This is a genomic window from Aminobacter sp. SR38 (assembly GCF_014843375.1).
Lineage (GTDB): Bacteria > Pseudomonadota > Alphaproteobacteria > Rhizobiales > Rhizobiaceae > Aminobacter > Aminobacter ciceronei.
The window spans coordinates 5,591,102-5,606,882 of sequence record NZ_CP062112.1 but is presented as its reverse complement, the minus strand read 5'-3'; the positions used below and the strand labels follow the sequence as shown (position 1 = coordinate 5,606,882).

At 63.9% G+C, this 15,781-nt stretch carries 26 protein-coding genes; 11 read left to right on the top strand and 15 right to left on the bottom strand.

Translation table 11 applies throughout. From position 1 onward, the window contains the following. Positions 1–4 precede the first annotated feature (4 nt). From IG197_RS27560 to IG197_RS27510, 11 genes are read right to left on the bottom strand one after another with little or no spacing between them, the layout of a single operon-like run. Complete coding sequence (locus IG197_RS27560) at positions 5–2,038, bottom strand: DNA cytosine methyltransferase (protein WP_192316107.1); 2,034 nt, start codon at positions 2,036–2,038, stop codon at positions 5–7. Continuing rightward, positions 2,035–2,547 carry a hypothetical protein gene (locus tag IG197_RS27555; protein WP_192316105.1) on the bottom strand — a complete coding sequence of 171 codons (513 nt, stop codon included), beginning with the start codon at positions 2,545–2,547 and terminating at the stop codon, positions 2,035–2,037. Before IG197_RS27555 ends, IG197_RS27560 begins: the two co-directional genes overlap by 4 nt. Further along, positions 2,544–2,825 (bottom strand): hypothetical protein, encoded by a 282-nt coding sequence (locus tag IG197_RS27550; RefSeq protein ID WP_192316104.1) that lies wholly within the window; start codon positions 2,823–2,825, stop codon positions 2,544–2,546. The genes IG197_RS27555 and IG197_RS27550 overlap by 4 nt, the downstream gene beginning before the upstream one ends. After that, the gene (locus IG197_RS27545; RefSeq protein WP_192316102.1) at positions 2,822–3,121 is read right to left on the bottom strand and encodes a hypothetical protein; all 300 of its coding nucleotides are present in this window, start codon (positions 3,119–3,121) and stop codon (positions 2,822–2,824) included. Before IG197_RS27545 ends, IG197_RS27550 begins: the two co-directional genes overlap by 4 nt. Further along, complete coding sequence (locus IG197_RS27540; RefSeq protein ID WP_192316100.1) at positions 3,114–3,389, bottom strand: hypothetical protein; 276 nt, start codon at positions 3,387–3,389, stop codon at positions 3,114–3,116. Before IG197_RS27540 ends, IG197_RS27545 begins: the two co-directional genes overlap by 8 nt. Continuing rightward, entirely contained in the window at positions 3,386–4,591 is a 1,206-nt protein-coding gene (locus IG197_RS36345) for an S-adenosylmethionine-binding domain-containing protein (protein WP_246765266.1), read from the bottom strand. The genes IG197_RS27540 and IG197_RS36345 overlap by 4 nt, the downstream gene beginning before the upstream one ends. Continuing rightward, entirely contained in the window at positions 4,591–5,508 is a 918-nt protein-coding gene (locus IG197_RS27530; RefSeq protein WP_192316098.1) for a DUF2303 family protein, read from the bottom strand. The genes IG197_RS36345 and IG197_RS27530 overlap by 1 nt, the downstream gene beginning before the upstream one ends. A 39-nt stretch (positions 5,509–5,547) precedes the next feature. Further along, positions 5,548–5,901 carry a hypothetical protein gene (locus IG197_RS27525; RefSeq protein WP_192316097.1) on the bottom strand — a complete coding sequence of 118 codons (354 nt, stop codon included), beginning with the start codon at positions 5,899–5,901 and terminating at the stop codon, positions 5,548–5,550. Beyond that, a complete protein-coding gene (locus IG197_RS27520) occupies positions 5,898–6,179 on the bottom strand; it encodes a GcrA family cell cycle regulator (RefSeq protein ID WP_192316095.1) in 282 nt (93 codons plus the stop codon). Before IG197_RS27520 ends, IG197_RS27525 begins: the two co-directional genes overlap by 4 nt. After that, on the bottom strand, positions 6,176–6,646 hold the full coding sequence (locus tag IG197_RS27515) for a hypothetical protein (protein ID WP_192316093.1): 471 nt from the start codon (positions 6,644–6,646) through the stop codon (positions 6,176–6,178). Before IG197_RS27515 ends, IG197_RS27520 begins: the two co-directional genes overlap by 4 nt. Then, positions 6,643–7,044, bottom strand: coding sequence for a hypothetical protein (locus IG197_RS27510; protein ID WP_192316091.1), 402 nt, complete (start codon positions 7,042–7,044; stop codon positions 6,643–6,645). Before IG197_RS27510 ends, IG197_RS27515 begins: the two co-directional genes overlap by 4 nt. 326 nt (positions 7,045–7,370) lie before the next feature. Between IG197_RS27510 and IG197_RS27505 the strand changes: the two genes are divergently transcribed. After that, complete coding sequence (locus IG197_RS27505; protein ID WP_246765265.1) at positions 7,371–8,060, top strand: helix-turn-helix domain-containing protein; 690 nt, start codon at positions 7,371–7,373, stop codon at positions 8,058–8,060. Here IG197_RS27505 and IG197_RS27500 read toward each other — a convergent pair. After that, positions 8,057–8,305 carry a hypothetical protein gene (locus tag IG197_RS27500; protein ID WP_246765264.1) on the bottom strand — a complete coding sequence of 83 codons (249 nt, stop codon included), beginning with the start codon at positions 8,303–8,305 and terminating at the stop codon, positions 8,057–8,059. The two genes, IG197_RS27505 and IG197_RS27500, sit on opposite strands and share 4 nt — an antisense overlap. Positions 8,306–8,504: 199 nt before the next feature. Between IG197_RS27500 and IG197_RS27495 the strand changes: the two genes are divergently transcribed. The 4 genes from IG197_RS27495 to IG197_RS27480 are packed head-to-tail and all read left to right on the top strand — an operon-like array spanning position 8,505 to position 9,495. Further along, positions 8,505–8,738 carry a hypothetical protein gene (locus tag IG197_RS27495; protein WP_192316087.1) on the top strand — a complete coding sequence of 78 codons (234 nt, stop codon included), beginning with the start codon at positions 8,505–8,507 and terminating at the stop codon, positions 8,736–8,738. Between the two features lie 4 nt (positions 8,739–8,742). Beyond that, a complete protein-coding gene (locus IG197_RS27490; protein WP_192316086.1) occupies positions 8,743–8,991 on the top strand; it encodes a hypothetical protein in 249 nt (82 codons plus the stop codon). Continuing rightward, the gene (locus IG197_RS27485) at positions 8,988–9,269 is read left to right on the top strand and encodes a hypothetical protein (RefSeq protein ID WP_192316084.1); all 282 of its coding nucleotides are present in this window, start codon (positions 8,988–8,990) and stop codon (positions 9,267–9,269) included. The genes IG197_RS27490 and IG197_RS27485 overlap by 4 nt, the downstream gene beginning before the upstream one ends. Then, entirely contained in the window at positions 9,262–9,495 is a 234-nt protein-coding gene (locus tag IG197_RS27480; RefSeq protein WP_192316082.1) for a hypothetical protein, read from the top strand. Before IG197_RS27485 ends, IG197_RS27480 begins: the two co-directional genes overlap by 8 nt. Here IG197_RS27480 and IG197_RS27475 read toward each other — a convergent pair. Genes IG197_RS27475 through IG197_RS27465 form a run of 3 tightly spaced genes read right to left on the bottom strand, consistent with a single transcriptional unit; the run spans position 9,480 to position 11,925 of the window. Next, positions 9,480–11,132, bottom strand: a complete 1,653-nt coding sequence (locus IG197_RS27475; protein WP_192316080.1) for an IS66 family transposase — start codon at positions 11,130–11,132, stop codon at positions 9,480–9,482. The two genes, IG197_RS27480 and IG197_RS27475, sit on opposite strands and share 16 nt — an antisense overlap. A 47-nt stretch (positions 11,133–11,179) precedes the next feature. Continuing rightward, positions 11,180–11,524, bottom strand: coding sequence for an IS66 family insertion sequence element accessory protein TnpB (gene tnpB, locus IG197_RS27470; RefSeq protein ID WP_192316078.1), 345 nt, complete (start codon positions 11,522–11,524; stop codon positions 11,180–11,182). After that, positions 11,521–11,925: a transposase gene (locus IG197_RS27465; RefSeq protein ID WP_192316076.1), complete on the bottom strand. Its 405-nt coding sequence runs from the start codon at positions 11,923–11,925 to the stop codon at positions 11,521–11,523. Before IG197_RS27465 ends, tnpB begins: the two co-directional genes overlap by 4 nt. 50 nt (positions 11,926–11,975) lie before the next feature. Between IG197_RS27465 and IG197_RS27460 the strand changes: the two genes are divergently transcribed. Genes IG197_RS27460 through IG197_RS27435 form a run of 6 tightly spaced genes read left to right on the top strand, consistent with a single transcriptional unit; the run spans position 11,976 to position 15,780 of the window. After that, complete coding sequence (locus IG197_RS27460) at positions 11,976–12,230, top strand: hypothetical protein (RefSeq protein ID WP_192316075.1); 255 nt, start codon at positions 11,976–11,978, stop codon at positions 12,228–12,230. Positions 12,231–12,232: 2 nt separating this feature from the next. Beyond that, positions 12,233–13,390: a DUF5131 family protein gene (locus IG197_RS27455; RefSeq protein WP_192316073.1), complete on the top strand. Its 1,158-nt coding sequence runs from the start codon at positions 12,233–12,235 to the stop codon at positions 13,388–13,390. Then, positions 13,387–13,662 (top strand): hypothetical protein, encoded by a 276-nt coding sequence (locus IG197_RS27450; RefSeq protein WP_192316072.1) that lies wholly within the window; start codon positions 13,387–13,389, stop codon positions 13,660–13,662. The genes IG197_RS27455 and IG197_RS27450 overlap by 4 nt, the downstream gene beginning before the upstream one ends. After that, complete coding sequence (locus IG197_RS27445; protein WP_192316070.1) at positions 13,659–14,336, top strand: hypothetical protein; 678 nt, start codon at positions 13,659–13,661, stop codon at positions 14,334–14,336. The genes IG197_RS27450 and IG197_RS27445 overlap by 4 nt, the downstream gene beginning before the upstream one ends. Continuing rightward, positions 14,333–14,593, top strand: coding sequence for an AlpA family transcriptional regulator (locus IG197_RS27440; RefSeq protein ID WP_192316068.1), 261 nt, complete (start codon positions 14,333–14,335; stop codon positions 14,591–14,593). Before IG197_RS27445 ends, IG197_RS27440 begins: the two co-directional genes overlap by 4 nt. Further along, on the top strand, positions 14,590–15,780 hold the full coding sequence (locus IG197_RS27435; RefSeq protein ID WP_192316066.1) for a tyrosine-type recombinase/integrase: 1,191 nt from the start codon (positions 14,590–14,592) through the stop codon (positions 15,778–15,780). The genes IG197_RS27440 and IG197_RS27435 overlap by 4 nt, the downstream gene beginning before the upstream one ends. The last annotated feature ends 1 nt before the right edge of the window (position 15,781 follow it).

Below are 15,781 nucleotides of genomic sequence, written 5' to 3'. Positions count from 1 at the left end.
GCCATCATTCCGCAGCCTCCAGATATGCGCTCATGTGGCTGCAATTGGCGGCAACCAACGCCGCAGCCATGGGCGGCGACACGCTGTTGCCGCAGCAGGATATCTGATCGGACTTCGGCAGCGGCTTGCCGTTGTAGTCGAGGTCGATGATGTAGTCGGCTGGGAAGCCCTGCGCCGAAAACAGTTCCCGCGGCGTCAGCATGCGCATGCCGATATCGACGATGGTGAAGAGTTCGCCGTCTATCGCGACTGTGACGAACTCGCGCTCGTCCCAAAAGCCATGCGCGCGCAGCAGAGCGGCGACCTGGCGAGCGCGGACGGCCATCCCTTCGGTGAATGGTGCGCAGTCGAGTTCTGCCTCGACATGCCCGAAGCGAGCCTTGCCCGTCGCAGTATGTAAAGGCTCGTCGAGGCCGCTTTCCTGCTCGACGCCGTAATATTTGCTGATGAACGGTGCGACGACCGACAAGCCAGCGCCACCGGCCGTGATGGTATGCGTCGGCTCATCAGCACCATTGAATGGCTTGCCGGCGTTGCGCATCGTCATCAGATGCGGCGTGATCACCGCAGAATGGCCGCCACCGGCAAGCACAGTCGGGTGAGGCGCATCGGCAGGACTGTCACGCCGGTCGCTGCCCTTCAGGCTCATCAGCGACGCCGCTATGACACCCTGCTGCGGGTTCGCGGTGATCGTCGACAATGGTTCAGTCGCGGGGCGGCCGGGGTTGACCCCGCCGTCGCGACGGCCATCGTTGTTGTGCTGGGCAACGAACGCCGATACCACGCAGACGTCGGCCTTGGCTGTGATCGTCGCCGCAGGCTCATCGCCACCGCGCGGCCTGCTCTGCCCTGCCCGACCGCCGCAGCCGACGAGTGTCGGCACCGCCAGGGCATGCTTGACACCACCCGCAACCACAGTGCCAAGCGGCGCTTCGATGTCGAGCGACCGCGGCGCCTGCCCGTCGCGTTCACCGTAGCCGGTCTGGATCAGCGTCGGCGCAAGCAGGACGTTCTGGTCCTTGCTGCTGGCGGTAATCGTGTGCGCCGGTTCCTCGACGCTCCTGTTGGCGCCGCCCTGCTGGGCATAGGACAGCACCGGCGTCACAGCCGCAAACGAACCGGCCGTCATCTGTGTCCGCAACGGAACATCGAGGTCATAGACCCCGTTGCGGGCGGCAGCACTGGCCATGTCGGTGCGGACAAGGAACGGCTTCTTAGCCTTCAGCACATAGCGGTCAACACCGCGCGCCACCCGGCTCATCGTCGCATCGGCCAGCGGCCGCACCGCGCGTAGGCCGTGCTTGTCGAACACTTCTGCTGTGGTGTCGAAGATCGATGGGCACGGCAGCGACCAGTCGATGATCTCGGCCGCCGTCCGCCACGGCTTCTTGCGCCCCGCGATCACCTCGGGATCGTCGGGCTTGCCGTGCGTCGGCTTGGGCCACACGATCTTTTGGCCATCACAGCGCGCGATCAGGAACAGCCGCTTGCGGATTGTCGGCGCGCCATAGTCGCAAGCGCGCAACTCGCGCCACTCGACCTTGTAGCCGCATTTCTTCAGCTGCTTCAGCCACTTCTGGAACGTCTGGCCCCGGCTGTCGGGGCACGGCATCAGCCCGCGATCGGTTTCGATCAGCGGGCCCCAGTCGCGGAACTCCTCGACATTTTCGAGCAGGATGACATCGGGCCGCACGCGTTCGGCCCACAGCACCACCACCCATGCGAGGTCGCGGATGTTGCGCTCCACCGGCTTTCCGCCCTTGGCCTTGGAAAAATGCTTGCAGTCCGGCGAGAACCAGGCGAGCCCGACATGCCGCCCGCGCACATAGTCCAGCGGGTCGACCTGCCAGACGTTTTCCGAAAGGTGCAGCGTGTCGGGGTGGTTCGCCTGGTGCAGCGCCAGCGCTGCCGGGTTGTGGTTGATGGCGATGTCGGGCGAACGCCCCAGCGCCATTTCGATGCCGGTCGAGGCACCGCCGCCGCCGGCAAAGCTGTCGCAGATCAAAGGCGGATGATCGATTGTCGCGGCAAAGTTCATGCCCCCTCCTCCTCGCTGCTGAGTTCCTTGAAGACGAAGCGGCCCGACTTGGTCAGTTGCCAGTTCGGCTTGCCCTCGCGCCCCGGCACGGTCTGCACGAGGCCCTTTTTCTTGAGCGCTGCCAGCACATCGCCGATGCTGGTGATCTCGACGCCGTTGAGGATGATGCCGATCTTGATCAGCTGCTTGCGGAACACGCCGTCTTCGTCAGCATGGAAGCCGAGCACGTAGATGACGCCGCACTGGCGCTGAGTCAGGCCCTGCGGAAAGCTGTCGAGCACGCGCCGGCCCTGCCCCGGCGCTTCTTCAGCGGCGACGCATTCGCCCATCAGATCGTCAACGCGGGCGACGTCATCGACGAGCTTGCTCATCAGCGCGGCGACCAGCACCTGCGGATGATCCCCGCGACGCATGGCCAGTCGGCGCACACCTTCCGCCAGCGTTCCGGGCAGCGCCACATGCAGTGGCGGCGGCGTCATGGTCTTGGCGCTATCCAGGGCGATCGTCATGCCGTCACCCCGGCGAATTCGAGGAAGGCTTCGCGCACGTCGGCGAACAATGGATTGATGTGCCGCCCATCGGGGCCGCGCACGGCGTGCCACTCGGCCCGGCGGATTTGGATGAAGGCCACGCCGAGGTCGAATCCGACGCGCAGGCATGCCGCCTCGAACACCTCGCGGTAGCGCTGCAACACGGCGTCGGGCACGACCAGCAGGATCCGCGCCCGCGTTTGGTCGCTTTCGGCATCGTGCAACTGGCGAATGATCGGCAGCATCGCGTCGGTCATCGGCCCGTCTCCCGCGCTTCACGGGAAACGCCTGCTGTAACAGTCTGATTCAGAATGCTTTTCAGCGTGTAGCGCGTCTGCTTTTCACGCTTCAGGAAGCGGTACGGATCGAGCCCCGCCATTTCACAGACCAGCAGGTAATTGCCCGCCGAAAGCTCCATGCCGTTGCAGGCGCGCGACAGCATCGCCCGGTTCAGCGCCGGCCACATCTCGACGGCCTTGCCGTAGGAATAGCCAAGCTCGCGCAGGCGAGCAGTCAGGGCAGCGGCGAACAGCTTGCGCTCGATCTCAGCCATGGCGCTGGCCTCCATCGTCGGTCAGCACGATGCCGTGGTCGGAAGGGTGATGTCCCAGCACGGCCCAAAGGCGGGCGCGCCGTTCTGCGTTCTTCAGGCGCCCAGCGAGTGCGTCATGGACGCAGCGCACATGCACCTTGGCCAGTCGGGCAAAGCCATGAATGAACTGCCGTGCCGTCTGCCCGGTGTCGTCGCGCGCAAGCACGGCGCGGCCTTCGAGCATCAGGCGAAGCATGGCGGGTGAGTATTCCGGAACCGGTGCGCTCATGCCGCCACCTCGCCCGCTTCATTGCCCCAGGCGTCCCAGCCCTCGCGCGCAGCACCACGGCGGTTCAGCTCGATCTTGGGCGTATGCGGCCATTGCCGCTCGATCCACTCGGCGAATACATCGGGCTTGGCGGAATGCTCGCCGGCTTCCGCCTCGACGGCGAAGTCGTCGCGCCAGCTTTCCAATTGGTCGCCCATCGCCGGCGCCACGGGCTTGCCGCGCGTGGCGATCAGCAGCACCTCGTGCTTGCCGCGATTCCAATAGCCGGTGATGATCCGCTGCTTGAGCCACGCCCAGTGGCTGACATAGCGGCAACGCGTCTTGTTCGGCGCGAGATATCCGGTGGTCGGGTCGCGATCGATCCAGGCGAAGCCCCACGCGTCGAGCACGCAAATGGCCTCGACCAGCATCGGCACCGTCGCCCACATGAACAGCACGCAGTCCGGAGCCGCGATGGCACCAACGTCGCGACGCATCAGCGTCAGCAGATCGCTGGTCGGATAGTGGTTGTCGGCGGCGCGATCCATGCCCGTGTCTTCGTCATAGGGCGTGAACTGCCATTCGGGATCGGCGTAGATGACGCCATATTTCTTCAGCGGCAGCGCGGTCTGCCTGGCGGCGAGCTCGACCTCGCGCACATTGCGACGCTCTTTCTTCACCTGCTGCGCCTCGTGACGCATGACGCTGGCGGCCGGCGCAATTGCGCGCTTCAGCGCGGCCCGCGTCGGCTCTGTACCCTCGACCAGCATTTCGGAAAGCACGCGCGCGACGACAGTCGGATCGCTCTGGATCGCGTCGCGAATCTGGCGCGCCTCGAAAACCTGTTTGCGCGACAGGCCGATCTCTTCGGCGGTCGCGACCTTGTTCTCTACGGGAACGATGTCGGTGCGCTGGCCGCGCTTGCCGACCTCGCCGCGATCCTGCGCGCTGTCATATTCATCGGCGAGCCGTCGCTTCGCGCCGGCTTCGATTTCCAGCGCATCTGCCTGGGCGCGATGCACGGCGGCAATGACATCGTCATGCGCCCGGCGCGCCCGGTGAATCCGGGCGGATCGTTTGGCAACATCATATGCAACACCGGCCTGGTCGCGAGCGTCCAGCACCTGCGCCGCCGTTTCGGCGGACGCAAGCGCATTCGCTGCCTGGCGCACAAGCGCAGGCAGCGAAGCATAACCAGTGGTGGCGGGGGCCGGAGCGCGCATCAGGCCTCCGGCGATCCTTCGAAGGACGGCAAGCCGGTCTCGGTCGCGGCCTGCTTCAGGTCATGGCCCACCTGCTCGCGCAGGAAGAATTCCCAGCGATAGAGCTGATAGAACCACTTGATGTCGCCGCCCGAGATCCGGTAGCGCAGCCGCGCCGGAATACGCACCGGGTCGCCGTCGACGAAGGCCGGCACCGACACCATGAAGATACCGGGGATGACGACCTTCTCACCCTTGGCGTTCTGGTGCTCTTCGGTGAACTCGACCGTGCGTTCGCCAGTCTGCAGGCGGATGCCCTGCTTGGCCTTCGCCGACACGAACACCTCGAGGTGGCGCGAAAGCGACAGCACCTCTGACGGCGTCGCCATTGTTTCCTTGAACAGTGGTTCATAGGTCGAGCGTTCGCCGTCCAGCGGCGCGGCAAGTTCCGCCGCATGTTCTTCAATGAACGCGGCAAAGACTTCCTGATCCATCGGCTTGGCGCTGCCATTGACCCAGGCCTTGAACTCTTCGGTGAGCGGAAAGGCATAGACGACGCGATGGCTGCGGTTGCGAGCCGCAAGGCCTTCCTTGTCGTAGTCGAGCACTGCGGTCAGTTTCGGTTCCGGCCAGCTGGTCTTGCCGAACAGCGCCGAATTTTCGTCCTTGTGGCGGTTCACCAGGCCGATGAAGCTGGCTAGCGTGTCGGCCGTGGCAGTGCCCTTCCGGCGATCCGGGGCGGAGCGGAATTCTTCGATCAGCGTCTTCACCGACCTAAAGGCCTGCGCCTTGCGGTCGAAGGCGACCGGCAGCGAAGATGGCAAGCCGGCACCGAGGCCGGAAGGCGTGATGTTGATGATCTGCGCCGCGGTGCCTTCGGTAGCGAGGGCGGTTACGAGTTCGATGGCATGCGAGTCCAGTCTCTGCTGTTCGGCCATGGCCGTTTCCTTTCAGCGTTGAAAATTGAGTGGTCGAAATCAGCCGTTCGCGGCTTCGTCGTCGTCGCGCTCGAAGCGGTTGGAAGCCGCGGGCGGGAACATGTTGATCTGGTTGGGGTGCTCGACCGACAGCGCGCCGTCGGCGATCCAGAACGGCGTCTTCATGAAGCGCGCCGTGTCGGGCAGCTTGACCTTGACCGCTGGGTCGATGTCGATGCGTCCGAGTTCATAGTTGAACGTGACAGTGACGGTCATCACCGCCTTGCCCTTGTCGCCGGGCATAGTCTCCAGCGCGTCGATAGCGGCGTTCATTTCCTCGTCGAGCTTGCGGGAGAAATCCCCGCGCGACAGCAGGCCGAGCATTTCACGGAACGAGCGCAGCACGCGGCTCATGGGTATGTCCTTTCGGTTTCAGGGGGTTGCACGGTTGAAAATGGCGCTTTCAACAGCGAGCGATGCGCCGTCCGCTCGCCTTCGGTGCCGATGCCCACGGCGCGGCGCCCGTGATGCGGGCAATAGGACCTGCCGCCGGCCACGGCCTCGCCGCAAAACAGGATCGTGCCGCCCCGCTCCGGATCGTTCACCGGCCAGCGGCAATCACGATGGCTCAGCGCATCGAGTGGCAGGTGCCGGCTTGCGCGGTCATAGGTCCTGGGGTCGACACCGCTCATGCCGCTTCGACCTTCGCCTTGATCGCGGCGATCACCGCCTCGAGGTCGGCCAGTTCCTTCAGCGCCTTGCGCTTTTCAGCGGGGGTAAACTGCCCGTCGGCCAGGCTGTCGTAGATCGTGGCGCGCGCCTCGAACGCCTCGCGATCGAGGCGCGCCATGTCGGACAGCGTCACGCCGCTGGCGTCGCTGCTGGGCTCCAAGGCGGCGAGCGAGTAGCCCAGGAGCGTGGCATAGGTCGAAAGGATCGGCGGCTCAGCGCCGGCGTCGGCATGGGCCTTGTCGATATCGAAGGCGACATCGAGCCCAGCCTGGCGCTGATCTTCGTGCGGCGCGGCATACAGCGAAATCATCGCCGCGTTCACGCGGGTGAAGCTGGAAACGATCTTGCCGCCTCCGAGCGTTTCGACCGCGCGGGCAAACGCCATCTTGAGGCTGGCACGCTGCTTGTCGGACGAGGGACGGCTCATCGGGCGGACACTCCGAAGCGATTGGCGGAACGGGAAAAGTCGGGAAGGTCGACGAGGCAGCCATCGACAAGCTGCAAATCAGCCGATTGGCTATTTGCGTGACGCCTGGCCGCCGGGCGGTCAAAGTCGCCCAGCAAACCGGGGATACCGACATGGCATTCGGCGTAGTGACAGACCGCACGGGAAATGACCTCCCCGTCCGGGATCTGCTCGGCCTCGGAAACGAGGCGCACGATCATGCGCACATTGTCGGAAAGGTCGGCCGCGCCGAAGGCGGGAGGAGGAACCTCCGGCGCGGCCTTCAATCCTGCCTTCACGGGGACAACCGGCAGGAAACTGCGGCCAAGCAGGCGATCGCCTTGCATGGCCAGGAATTGTTGAGAGGCGCGCCGCTTCATGGCCGGGCCTCTTCTCGTGGACGCTCCACGGCGCGTGGCCACTCGGTGTCGGCTGGCCAATTCCGAGAGAACCATTCCATGCCGCTCTCAAACCGGCCTGTGGTCAGATCACTTCCAACACGAAGCCGATCGATTATCTTCCCGTCACCAAAAGCGAGCGTGGAGACACGCGAGGCCGAAAGGCCGCGCGCCTCGGCGAAGGTCGAAGAGACCAAAAGGAGCTTGTCTTTGAGCGTCATTTCGCACGAATGCGATATGTTTACCGCATTGTCAACGATAAACTTACCGCTGTGATATCGCTCGCGACGCGGTTAGATTACCGCATCATGTCTTCAGACCTCGCTACCCGCATTCAGCAGCGGCTTTCCGAGCTAGGAAAGAGCGCGCGCGGCGCCTCGCTAGAAGCGGGGCTTAGCGATGGATTCATCCGCAACATTCTTACCGGCAAGTCGACATCACCGCGCGGCGACACACTTGAAAAGCTCGCGATCGTGCTGGGCACGTCGGAAGCTTGGCTCCTGCGGGGCGAGCCAGCCGAGATTGAGAACAGCGACCGCCGGGAGCGCACAAAGGGATTTAGCCCCGTTATCATTCCGGGCGAACAACTGGTCAGCAATGACAAGAAGCTGCCGGTTTACGCAGCTGCACGCGGCGGCGACGGCCACCACATCGTCACGTTCGATCCGATCGACTATCTCAAGATGCCGGCGGTCCTTCAGGATGTGAAGGGCGGCTACGGCCTTCTCTTGACGGGCGATTCGATGGTCCCGGCATATTGGCCTGGCGATACGGCACTAGTGAATCCAAACCTACCGCCTGCAAGGGATACAGACGTTGTGTTGTACCACACGCCCCAGTTTCACCAGGGCGAAGAGGAAGCGATCATAAAGCGCCTTGTCGGCGTCAATGACCGCGAATGGACGCTGGAGCAGTATCGGCCGGAACGCGTCTTCAAGGAAAGCCGCGCCGATTGGACGGTCTGCCATCGCGTCGTTGGCAAGTACAACGCCCGCTAGGCAGCGCTTCGACCTGCGAGCTCAATTGGCACCTGCCCGTAAGCCACGATCACAACCGCATCCTGATACTCGCCGGTTGTCGGATCTCCGGTGCGACTGAAGGCGAGCACGCCGGCCTTGGTGGAAGACAGTCGTTCGGCAAGGCGCTCAGCGTGCCGCAGGTCGGAAACCGCCATAGGTTCGTCAGCGAACAGGTTACCCTTTTTCCCCGCCTGAAAACTTTGAACAACGAAGTATGTCAGCAATCTGCCCCTCCCCTAAACTCTCCGGGAACGCCTTTAAGCATTGCTCAGCCAAGAGAACAAAACAAGTACGAATGATTCGGTTGTTGAAAACCCTTCCGCTGCGGTAAGCGAACCGTTAGCGGTATAAATATCGCACACCGCATTGACGCGGTATTTTTATCGCGGTATTTCTCCGGCTCCCAACCAGAGGAGCAATGCCATGATCACGATCCAGCAGAAGTTCGCCGCCCCGATCCCGACGCGCGGTTTCCCCAAGCCCTCGGCCCAAGCCTCGACCGTCAGCCGCATGGCGCAGTCCATGCTCGAGCTTTCGTCGAATGGCCGCATCGTCGATCGGGAAGCCCTGGTTCAGGCCGGCTTCACCAGCGTCGAGATCTCGACCTATTCCGAAGCCGCCGCCGACATCGCCAACGCCTCCGGCCGCGCGGGCTGACACCATGGGCGCCCGCGATGCAATCGCCCGCCTGCGGCGCACGCAGGCCCCCGAACCGCGCGAGCTGCTGCTTTCGCGCCGCTACGCCAGGCTGATCGCCGACCAAGCCGACAGCGCGCCGCGCGACTATGCGGAAGAGCCGCAGCCATTCGAAGCGCCGCCCATGTTCGGGTTGTGCGAGACGATCCTGATCGGCAGCATGGCTGTCAGCCTCGGCGCGGTGCTGATCTGGCACATCGTGAGGTTGCTATGACCGACCTCGAAAAGCTCGAAGAGGCAAACGCGGCCATTTCCATGGCCGCGATGGTGCTCATCAGCGTCGCACCGACGCTGGAACAGTTTCTGGGCGAGAGCAACGCGGAAGACAGCGTCGGCACGTTCGCCAAGCTGTCGCTGTTCATGAGGCCACAGCAACGCGACACCGAGGCGCTGATGCAGCCGCTCTATGTGGCAGCACTGACCTTCGCCCAGACCTACAAGGCCCAGCTTCGCGCCGCCATCAATCCGGTGGAGGCAAGCGCCCATGGCTGACCTCACCCCGACCAAGCCCGGCTACTACTGGGCTCAGTGGCGCAAGGCCGTCGCAGGCACTCGCGACGCCGCAGAACTCACCCCGTCCGACGACTGGGAACCGGTCCAGGTGTTCGAAAACGCGCTGGACGATCGTAAGCATCCGAGCAGCCACGCGGGCGAGAGACGCGCGCGTGATGTTGAACTGAGCTACGATGCAGGAGTGCGGGTTCAGGCGGCCTGCTGATGAGGCGAGTTTTCTTCCTGGCGACGGTGCTTCCATTCCCATGGCAGCAATTCCGGAAGGCGGGAGGCCGGCAGGTCCGCGATGCGGGCAAGGACATCGGCGAGCCAGGCCTTGGGGTCCACGTCATTCAGCCGTGCGGTCATGATGAGGGTGAGCATGCCGGCCGTGCGGTCCGCGCCGCGGTCGGAACCGGCGAAGAGCCATGCCTTTCTTCCGCAAGCGACACCGCGCAGCGCTCTTTCCGCGGCATTGTTCGTCATGCAGATTCTGCCATCGTCCGCATAGCGGGCAAAGTCGGCCCAGCGCGACAGCATGTAGTCGATCGGCCCGGCCACCGGCGACGAGCGCGAGAGGCTGGCCCGGTCGGCGCGCAGCCATTTTTCCATCTCGCCCAGCAGCGGCTTGGCTCTTTCCTGCCGGACGGCGAACCGCTCGGCCGCGCTCAGGCCGTTGATCTCGCGTTCGATGGCAAACAGCGCGTCGATGCGCTTCACGGCTTCAAGGGCCACCGGCGAGATCGGCTTGGCTCCTTTGCCGCGCCGGGCGTTGCGGGCGACATCAGCCAGTTCGAAGAACTTCCGGCGTGCATGAGCGAAGCAGAAGGCGGGCGTCGCCGGCATCTGCTTCTTCGTCCGGTCGAACAGCGGATTGAAGCCGTTGTAGCAATCAGCCTGAAGGATACCGCTGAAGTCAGCCAGATGCCTTTGCGGGTGCTCACCACGCCGATCGCTGGAGGCGTAGAAGACCGCAGCCGGCGGTGCAGGCCCTGCGAACGGCTGATCGTCACGCACGTAAACCCATATTCGCCCGGTCGTGCATTGGCCCTTGGCCAGGATCGGGATCGTCGTATCGTCGCCGTGAAGCCGCTCGGCCTGGAACACATGTGCCTCGATCAGGTCGAAGAGCGGCTTGAGGGCGAAGGTGACGTGGCCGACCTGATCGGCCAGCGTCTGGGTCGACAGGTCGATGCCCTCGCACTTGAAGCGCGTGCTCTGGCGGTTCAGCGGGATGTGCTGCCCGAACTTGTCGAACACGATCGTCGCCAGCAGTTGAGGGCCGATGAAGCCACGCGGCGTGGCATGGAACGGCGCGGGAGCCTGGCTGATCGCCTCACAATCGCGGCAGGTGAACTTCTCGCGCACCGTCTCGATCACCTTGAAGCGGCGCGGGATCTCCTCCAGCGTTTCCGTCACGTCCTCGCCCAGCTTCGACAGCCGCGAGCCGCCACAGCAGGCACATGCCGTCGGCGCGTCGATGACGATGCGTTCGCGCTCGACGTCCTCGGGCCACGGCTTGCGCACCGGCCGCTTGCGGGCGAAGGCGCGCACGGACTGCGTTTTGGCCGCGGCCTCTTCGGCCGCCAGTTCGTCCTCGGCGGCCGACGCCACGAGCTCTTCGAGCTGCAATTCCAACTGGTCGATCAGGCGCGCCGTCCGTTCGCGGCTCGGCCCATGCTTTTCCCGCTCCAGCCTGCCGATCAGCAACTGCAAATGCGCAATCAGCGCCTCGGTGCTCGACAGCCGCGCCTTCACATTGGCCGCTTCCGCCTCGGCCTGGAGCCGTGCGGCGCGTTCGGCCAGCAGCGCAGCATGGGCGCCGGCAAGGTCCGATGGCAGGGAAAGCGGCGGCAACGTCATGCCGACATTGAATCAGATTTCCCAATAATCTCAATGCATAAATGCCGTCAAACCCGTGTCGGGCGCCAGGTTTCCTGCGGGTTTCGCCAATCAATTCCGGAGAGCAAATAGGAAAGCTGCGCCGGCGAGATCGCCACCGCACCACCTTCGGTGGAAGGCCAGATAAACCTTCCTCGTTCCAATTTTTTCGTGAACAGGCAGGCCCCCTGGCCATCATGCCAAATCAATTTTATCAGATCGCCGCGTTTGCCCCTGAAGCAGAACAGATGGCCGCCCAGCGGGTCATGCTTCAAGACCTCTTGCACCCGCAGCGCCAGAGACGGGAACCCGCATCGCATGTCCGTATGGCCCGTCGCCAGCCACACCCGAACGCCCGTCGGGATCGGGATCATCGCAGCGTCTCCAGCCCGCGCATAATCCGCAGCAGCGCATCGACGTCAACGTCACGGTCGACGATCACACGCCGGCCGTTTGCGCTCAGCACCTCCATGCGGCCGCTGCCCACTACCGGATTCGATGGAGCCGGCACGTCCGGCGTGATCAACGCCGGCACGAAGCCCTCGATCCGAATGCTGCCCAGCTTGCCGGCCTGCGCCAACTGACGCCAGCGGTACAGTTGCGAGCGGGAAACCCCGTGCTTCACCGCCGTCGCGGAGACCTGGCGACCATCGCCAGAAAAGCCTTCTTCAAGAATTTGGAGCTTCGCCTCGTCGGTGAAGCGCCGGCGCCGCCCCGTCTCGATGATCGCCAGCCGGCTCACCGGTGTCCCAAAACTGTCCTTATGCCTGTCCATAAGGACAAAACGACAGATTCACATCACGCCCTCAATGCGGCGGCCGTCGGATGCTTACGGACGATCAGCACCCCGAGTATCTGATGGTCGAGGTCGGCGGTGTCGAAAAGGCTCAAGGGCTCGACTGTTTCGCATGGGGGCCGGCGATACAGATACCGGCTTTCTGCAATGTCATCCCGGGCGAACTGGAACTCCTCGAAGGCCAGCTTCGCAAGGTCGTTGATGCCAGCAGACAGGGCTGGTGGCGCTTCAACAAGCACTACGACCGCAGCGGCTATTGCGACAACCCGGCACGGGGATACTAGCCATGGCTGACCATTCCCTGATCGAGTGGACCGACGCGACATGGAACCCGATCACCGGCTGTTCCGTCGTCTCGCCCGGCTGCACCAACTGCTACGCCATGAAGCTCGCCGGCACGCGGCTGAAGCACATTCCAAGCCGCGCCGGCCTGACACGCGACAGCAAGGCCGGCCCGGTCTGGACCGGCGAGGTGCGCCTCAACGAACAATGGCTCGACCAGCCGTTGCGCTGGAAAGCGCCGCGCCGGATCTTCGTCTGCGCCCATGGCGACCTTTTCGCCGAGAACGTGCCCGACCACTGGATCGACCGCGTATTCGCCGTCATGGCGCTGGCACCGCAGCACACCTTTCAGGTGCTGACCAAGCGTAGCAGGCGGATGCGGGACTACGTCAACGGCTTCACTTGCGACGGCGCACGGCGCTTCAGCATCGCGAACGCTGCCGGCCGCATGATGGCAGACGGCGACAATGCCCATGACTGGGTGGCAAACGCAGCGTGGCCGCTCTCCAACATCTGGCTAGGCACCTCGGTCGAGGACCAGCAGCGCGCCGACCTGCGTATTCCTGATCTGCTCGCCACGCCGGCAGCGGTTCATTTTGCCAGCGCCGAGCCGCTGCTCGGCAGGATCGATTTCAGGCGCATCCTTGTCGAACATCCTGTGTATGCAGGCGTCAGCGCCTATCAGGATGCGCTCGTTGGCCAACTGTTTGATCTGGGCACTAGCCCGATCGGCGACACCAACAAACTCGACTGGATCATCGTTGGCGGTGAGAGCGGCCGGGGCGCTCGACCAATGCATCCGGAATGGGTTCGATCGCTGCACGACCAATGCGACGCCGCCGGCACCGCCTTCTTCTTCAAGCAATGGGGCGAATGGGCCCCTATCTGCTTCATGAGCGAGGACCAGACTGACGCCTGCTATGACCCCGCGCCCGCTCGATATCCGGAAGCAATCCGACGTTGCAAGGTAGACAAGTGCGTCCTTCACACTGACGGCGAGCGGTTCGAACTCGACGCCTGGTCGCGACAGGCCCGCCACGATAGCCGACGCATGTTCGAAGCCGGCCTCAACGGCATGACGATGTATAGCATCGGCAAGAAGGCCGCCGGGCGCCTGCTGTACGGCGTCGAGCACAACGCCATGCCGGAGATGCGACCATGATCGAGCGCCACGAAGGCCGGCAGCAGATCGTCTGCGATAGCTGCCCCACCAGCTTCCCCGAAACCTACGCCGATGCCGATTTCCGCATCATGATCGCCGAGGCCAAGGCCAAGGGCTGGCGCATCAGCCAGGTCAAGCCGGAGGGGAACCCTCGCGACACCTCCGACCTGTTCGGCGCAGCGCCGCGCATAGCCGGTAAGGAACGCCAGCCCTACACCCACACCTGCCCGGCCTGCCGCTTCAAGCCCCAGCCGCAAGGGAGGCTCATGTGACCGACCGCCCCATCCTCTTTTCCGCCCCGATGGTGCGCGCCCTGCTCGAGGGCCGCAAAACGCAGACGCGGCGGGTGCTGCGAAAGCAACCTCATTCCGATCTTGATGCCTGGCATCTTCCGGAGGTTTCTGGGCCGGACTGGGTCCAGGAACATCGCGTTGCAGAAGGTTTTGACGCTGCGCGCCTACCGTACGTCCTCGGCGACAGGCTTTGGGTTCGCGAAGCCTGGCGCACCGAAAGCCGCGCCTATGACGACCTGCCCCCGTCCGACATGGGCGGCGAGGAAACAATCATCTACGAATCTGATGCCGATTGGAAACTCAACAAAACAGTTGGTCGCCTTCGCCAAGCCATGCATATGCCGCGCTGGGCGTCACGCATCACCCTCACCGTGACCGAAATCCGCGTTCTCCGCTTGCAGGAGATCAGCGAAGCAGATGCGATTGCTGAAGGCGCGCCCTTAGACGCAAGCCACCGCGACGGCACCGAGGACGGGAGCAACCCGCACATGGTCGCCGTGAACCCGTGGACGCGAGTATCCCCAGTGGCTTGGTATCATCGGCTATGGGACAGCCTCAACGCCGAGCGTGGCTACGGCTGGGACGCAAACCCATGGGTGGTGGCCGTCACCTTCACTGTCGAGCAGCGCAACATCGACGAGGCTGCGCGATGAAACCAGCCCTCGCCACGATTGAACGGAGCGTGCCTCGGCTCGGCCTCAGTTGTGACGATCTGGCGATGTCGTTGGGAGTCAGCCCTACGACGGTCCGCAAGATGGTCGAGGAAGGCGCGCTTCCACGCCCGCGCGTCTGGGGTACCCGCAGGATCTGGCGCACCGCCGAGATTGACGCCGCTATGGCCGAGTGGCCTACTGACGGCCAGAGCGACGATGAAGTTGCGGCCTCCAACGAGTGGAGGGCCGACGAGTGAGCGACGAAGTGAGCAACATCGACCTTCCGTTCATCGAAAAGAACAAGTCGCGCCACGGCACGATGCGCTTCTATTTCCGCGTCGACGGCAAGCGCCTCGCCCGCCTTCCGGACGATCCCAACAGCGAGAAGTTCTCCCAAGACTACTGGAAGGCCCGGAATGCTCACGAAAGCGGCCAGAGCCGGCCGCCAGAGCCCGTTGAGAACCTTTTGGGCAAACCTATACCGGGAACCTTCCGCGCGCTCTGCGTCGCCTATCAGAGGTCAGACGCATTCCTGCGGCTCGACGACACCACCCGTGCCAAGCGCAAGGCGATTATCGATTCGATGCTCCTGGAGCCGATCAAGCGCGGTGGAAGCAAGATTTTCGCCTCCATGCCGATTGCCGCCCTCGACGTGGCCAACATGGAGATCCTGCGCAACCGCAAGAGCGATACCCCCTTCGCCGCCGACGAGCGCCTGAAGATCCTGCGCCAGGTGTTCGAAACCACCCGTCCGGGCAAGGACGGCAAGCCGGAAAGGATCGTGCGGCAAAATCTCGCACGCCTGGTAGAGCCCTACCGCAAGAAGACGGATGGCCATCACACCATCCGCGACAACGAGATCGAACAGTACATTCGCCACCATGGCCCCGAATCAAAGGCAGTGCTGGCAATCGTCATCATGATGTACACCGGCCTGCGCGTGTCGGACCTCGCAGCCATCGGCCCGCAACACCGCCGCGGCGATCGCTTCATGCTGAAGCTGTTCAAGAATCGCAACCGCACGCCGGTAACGCTGGAAATCCCCATTCATCCCACGCTCGAGGCCGTGCTGGCGCTCCACCCGGTCAAGGGCATGAACTACCTGATGACCGAATACGGCAAGCCCTTCACCATCAAGGGCCTGGGCAACAGGGTATCGGATTGGTTCAGCCAGGCCCACCTGCCCCACTGCACGGCGCACACGGTGCGCAAGGGCCTCGCCACGTCGCTGGCCGAAAGCGAGGCCACCGATTCGATGCTCGACGGGCTGTTCGGCTGGAAAGACGGCAAAACGTCGAAGATTTACACGGCCAGAAAGCAGCAGGCGAAGCTCGCCAGGCAGGCCATTTCGCGCATCGACTGGGGCGAAATCGGGAACATGTTGCCACACCCAGATCAGGGGGTGGCGATTCCGGACGCTTCGGCAAAGAAATCTGCCAAGTAAT

Excerpts from the sequence above, each read along its gene's own strand:
- IG197_RS27560 (WP_192316107.1), bottom strand. The coding sequence starts at position 2,038 with ATGAACTTTGCCGCGACAATCGATCATCCGCCTTTGATCTGCGACAGC.
- IG197_RS27555 (WP_192316105.1), bottom strand. The coding sequence starts at position 2,547 with ATGACGATCGCCCTGGATAGCGCCAAGACCATGACGCCGCCGCCACTG.
- IG197_RS27550 (WP_192316104.1), bottom strand. The coding sequence starts at position 2,825 with ATGACCGACGCGATGCTGCCGATCATTCGCCAGTTGCACGATGCCGAA.
- IG197_RS27545 (WP_192316102.1), bottom strand. The coding sequence starts at position 3,121 with ATGGCTGAGATCGAGCGCAAGCTGTTCGCCGCTGCCCTGACTGCTCGC.
- IG197_RS27540 (WP_192316100.1), bottom strand. The coding sequence starts at position 3,389 with ATGAGCGCACCGGTTCCGGAATACTCACCCGCCATGCTTCGCCTGATG.
- IG197_RS36345 (WP_246765266.1), bottom strand. The coding sequence starts at position 4,591 with ATGCGCGCTCCGGCCCCCGCCACCACTGGTTATGCTTCGCTGCCTGCG.
- IG197_RS27530 (WP_192316098.1), bottom strand. The coding sequence starts at position 5,508 with ATGGCCGAACAGCAGAGACTGGACTCGCATGCCATCGAACTCGTAACC.
- IG197_RS27525 (WP_192316097.1), bottom strand. The coding sequence starts at position 5,901 with ATGAGCCGCGTGCTGCGCTCGTTCCGTGAAATGCTCGGCCTGCTGTCG.
- IG197_RS27520 (WP_192316095.1), bottom strand. The coding sequence starts at position 6,179 with ATGAGCGGTGTCGACCCCAGGACCTATGACCGCGCAAGCCGGCACCTG.
- IG197_RS27515 (WP_192316093.1), bottom strand. The coding sequence starts at position 6,646 with ATGAGCCGTCCCTCGTCCGACAAGCAGCGTGCCAGCCTCAAGATGGCG.
- IG197_RS27510 (WP_192316091.1), bottom strand. The coding sequence starts at position 7,044 with ATGAAGCGGCGCGCCTCTCAACAATTCCTGGCCATGCAAGGCGATCGC.
- IG197_RS27505 (WP_246765265.1), top strand. The coding sequence starts at position 7,371 with ATGTCTTCAGACCTCGCTACCCGCATTCAGCAGCGGCTTTCCGAGCTA.
- IG197_RS27495 (WP_192316087.1), top strand. The coding sequence starts at position 8,505 with ATGATCACGATCCAGCAGAAGTTCGCCGCCCCGATCCCGACGCGCGGT.
- IG197_RS27490 (WP_192316086.1), top strand. The coding sequence starts at position 8,743 with ATGGGCGCCCGCGATGCAATCGCCCGCCTGCGGCGCACGCAGGCCCCC.
- IG197_RS27485 (WP_192316084.1), top strand. The coding sequence starts at position 8,988 with ATGACCGACCTCGAAAAGCTCGAAGAGGCAAACGCGGCCATTTCCATG.
- IG197_RS27480 (WP_192316082.1), top strand. The coding sequence starts at position 9,262 with ATGGCTGACCTCACCCCGACCAAGCCCGGCTACTACTGGGCTCAGTGG.
- IG197_RS27475 (WP_192316080.1), bottom strand. The coding sequence starts at position 11,132 with ATGACGTTGCCGCCGCTTTCCCTGCCATCGGACCTTGCCGGCGCCCAT.
- tnpB (WP_192316078.1), bottom strand. The coding sequence starts at position 11,524 with ATGATCCCGATCCCGACGGGCGTTCGGGTGTGGCTGGCGACGGGCCAT.
- IG197_RS27465 (WP_192316076.1), bottom strand. The coding sequence starts at position 11,925 with ATGGACAGGCATAAGGACAGTTTTGGGACACCGGTGAGCCGGCTGGCG.
- IG197_RS27460 (WP_192316075.1), top strand. The coding sequence starts at position 11,976 with ATGCTTACGGACGATCAGCACCCCGAGTATCTGATGGTCGAGGTCGGC.
- IG197_RS27455 (WP_192316073.1), top strand. The coding sequence starts at position 12,233 with ATGGCTGACCATTCCCTGATCGAGTGGACCGACGCGACATGGAACCCG.
- IG197_RS27450 (WP_192316072.1), top strand. The coding sequence starts at position 13,387 with ATGATCGAGCGCCACGAAGGCCGGCAGCAGATCGTCTGCGATAGCTGC.
- IG197_RS27440 (WP_192316068.1), top strand. The coding sequence starts at position 14,333 with ATGAAACCAGCCCTCGCCACGATTGAACGGAGCGTGCCTCGGCTCGGC.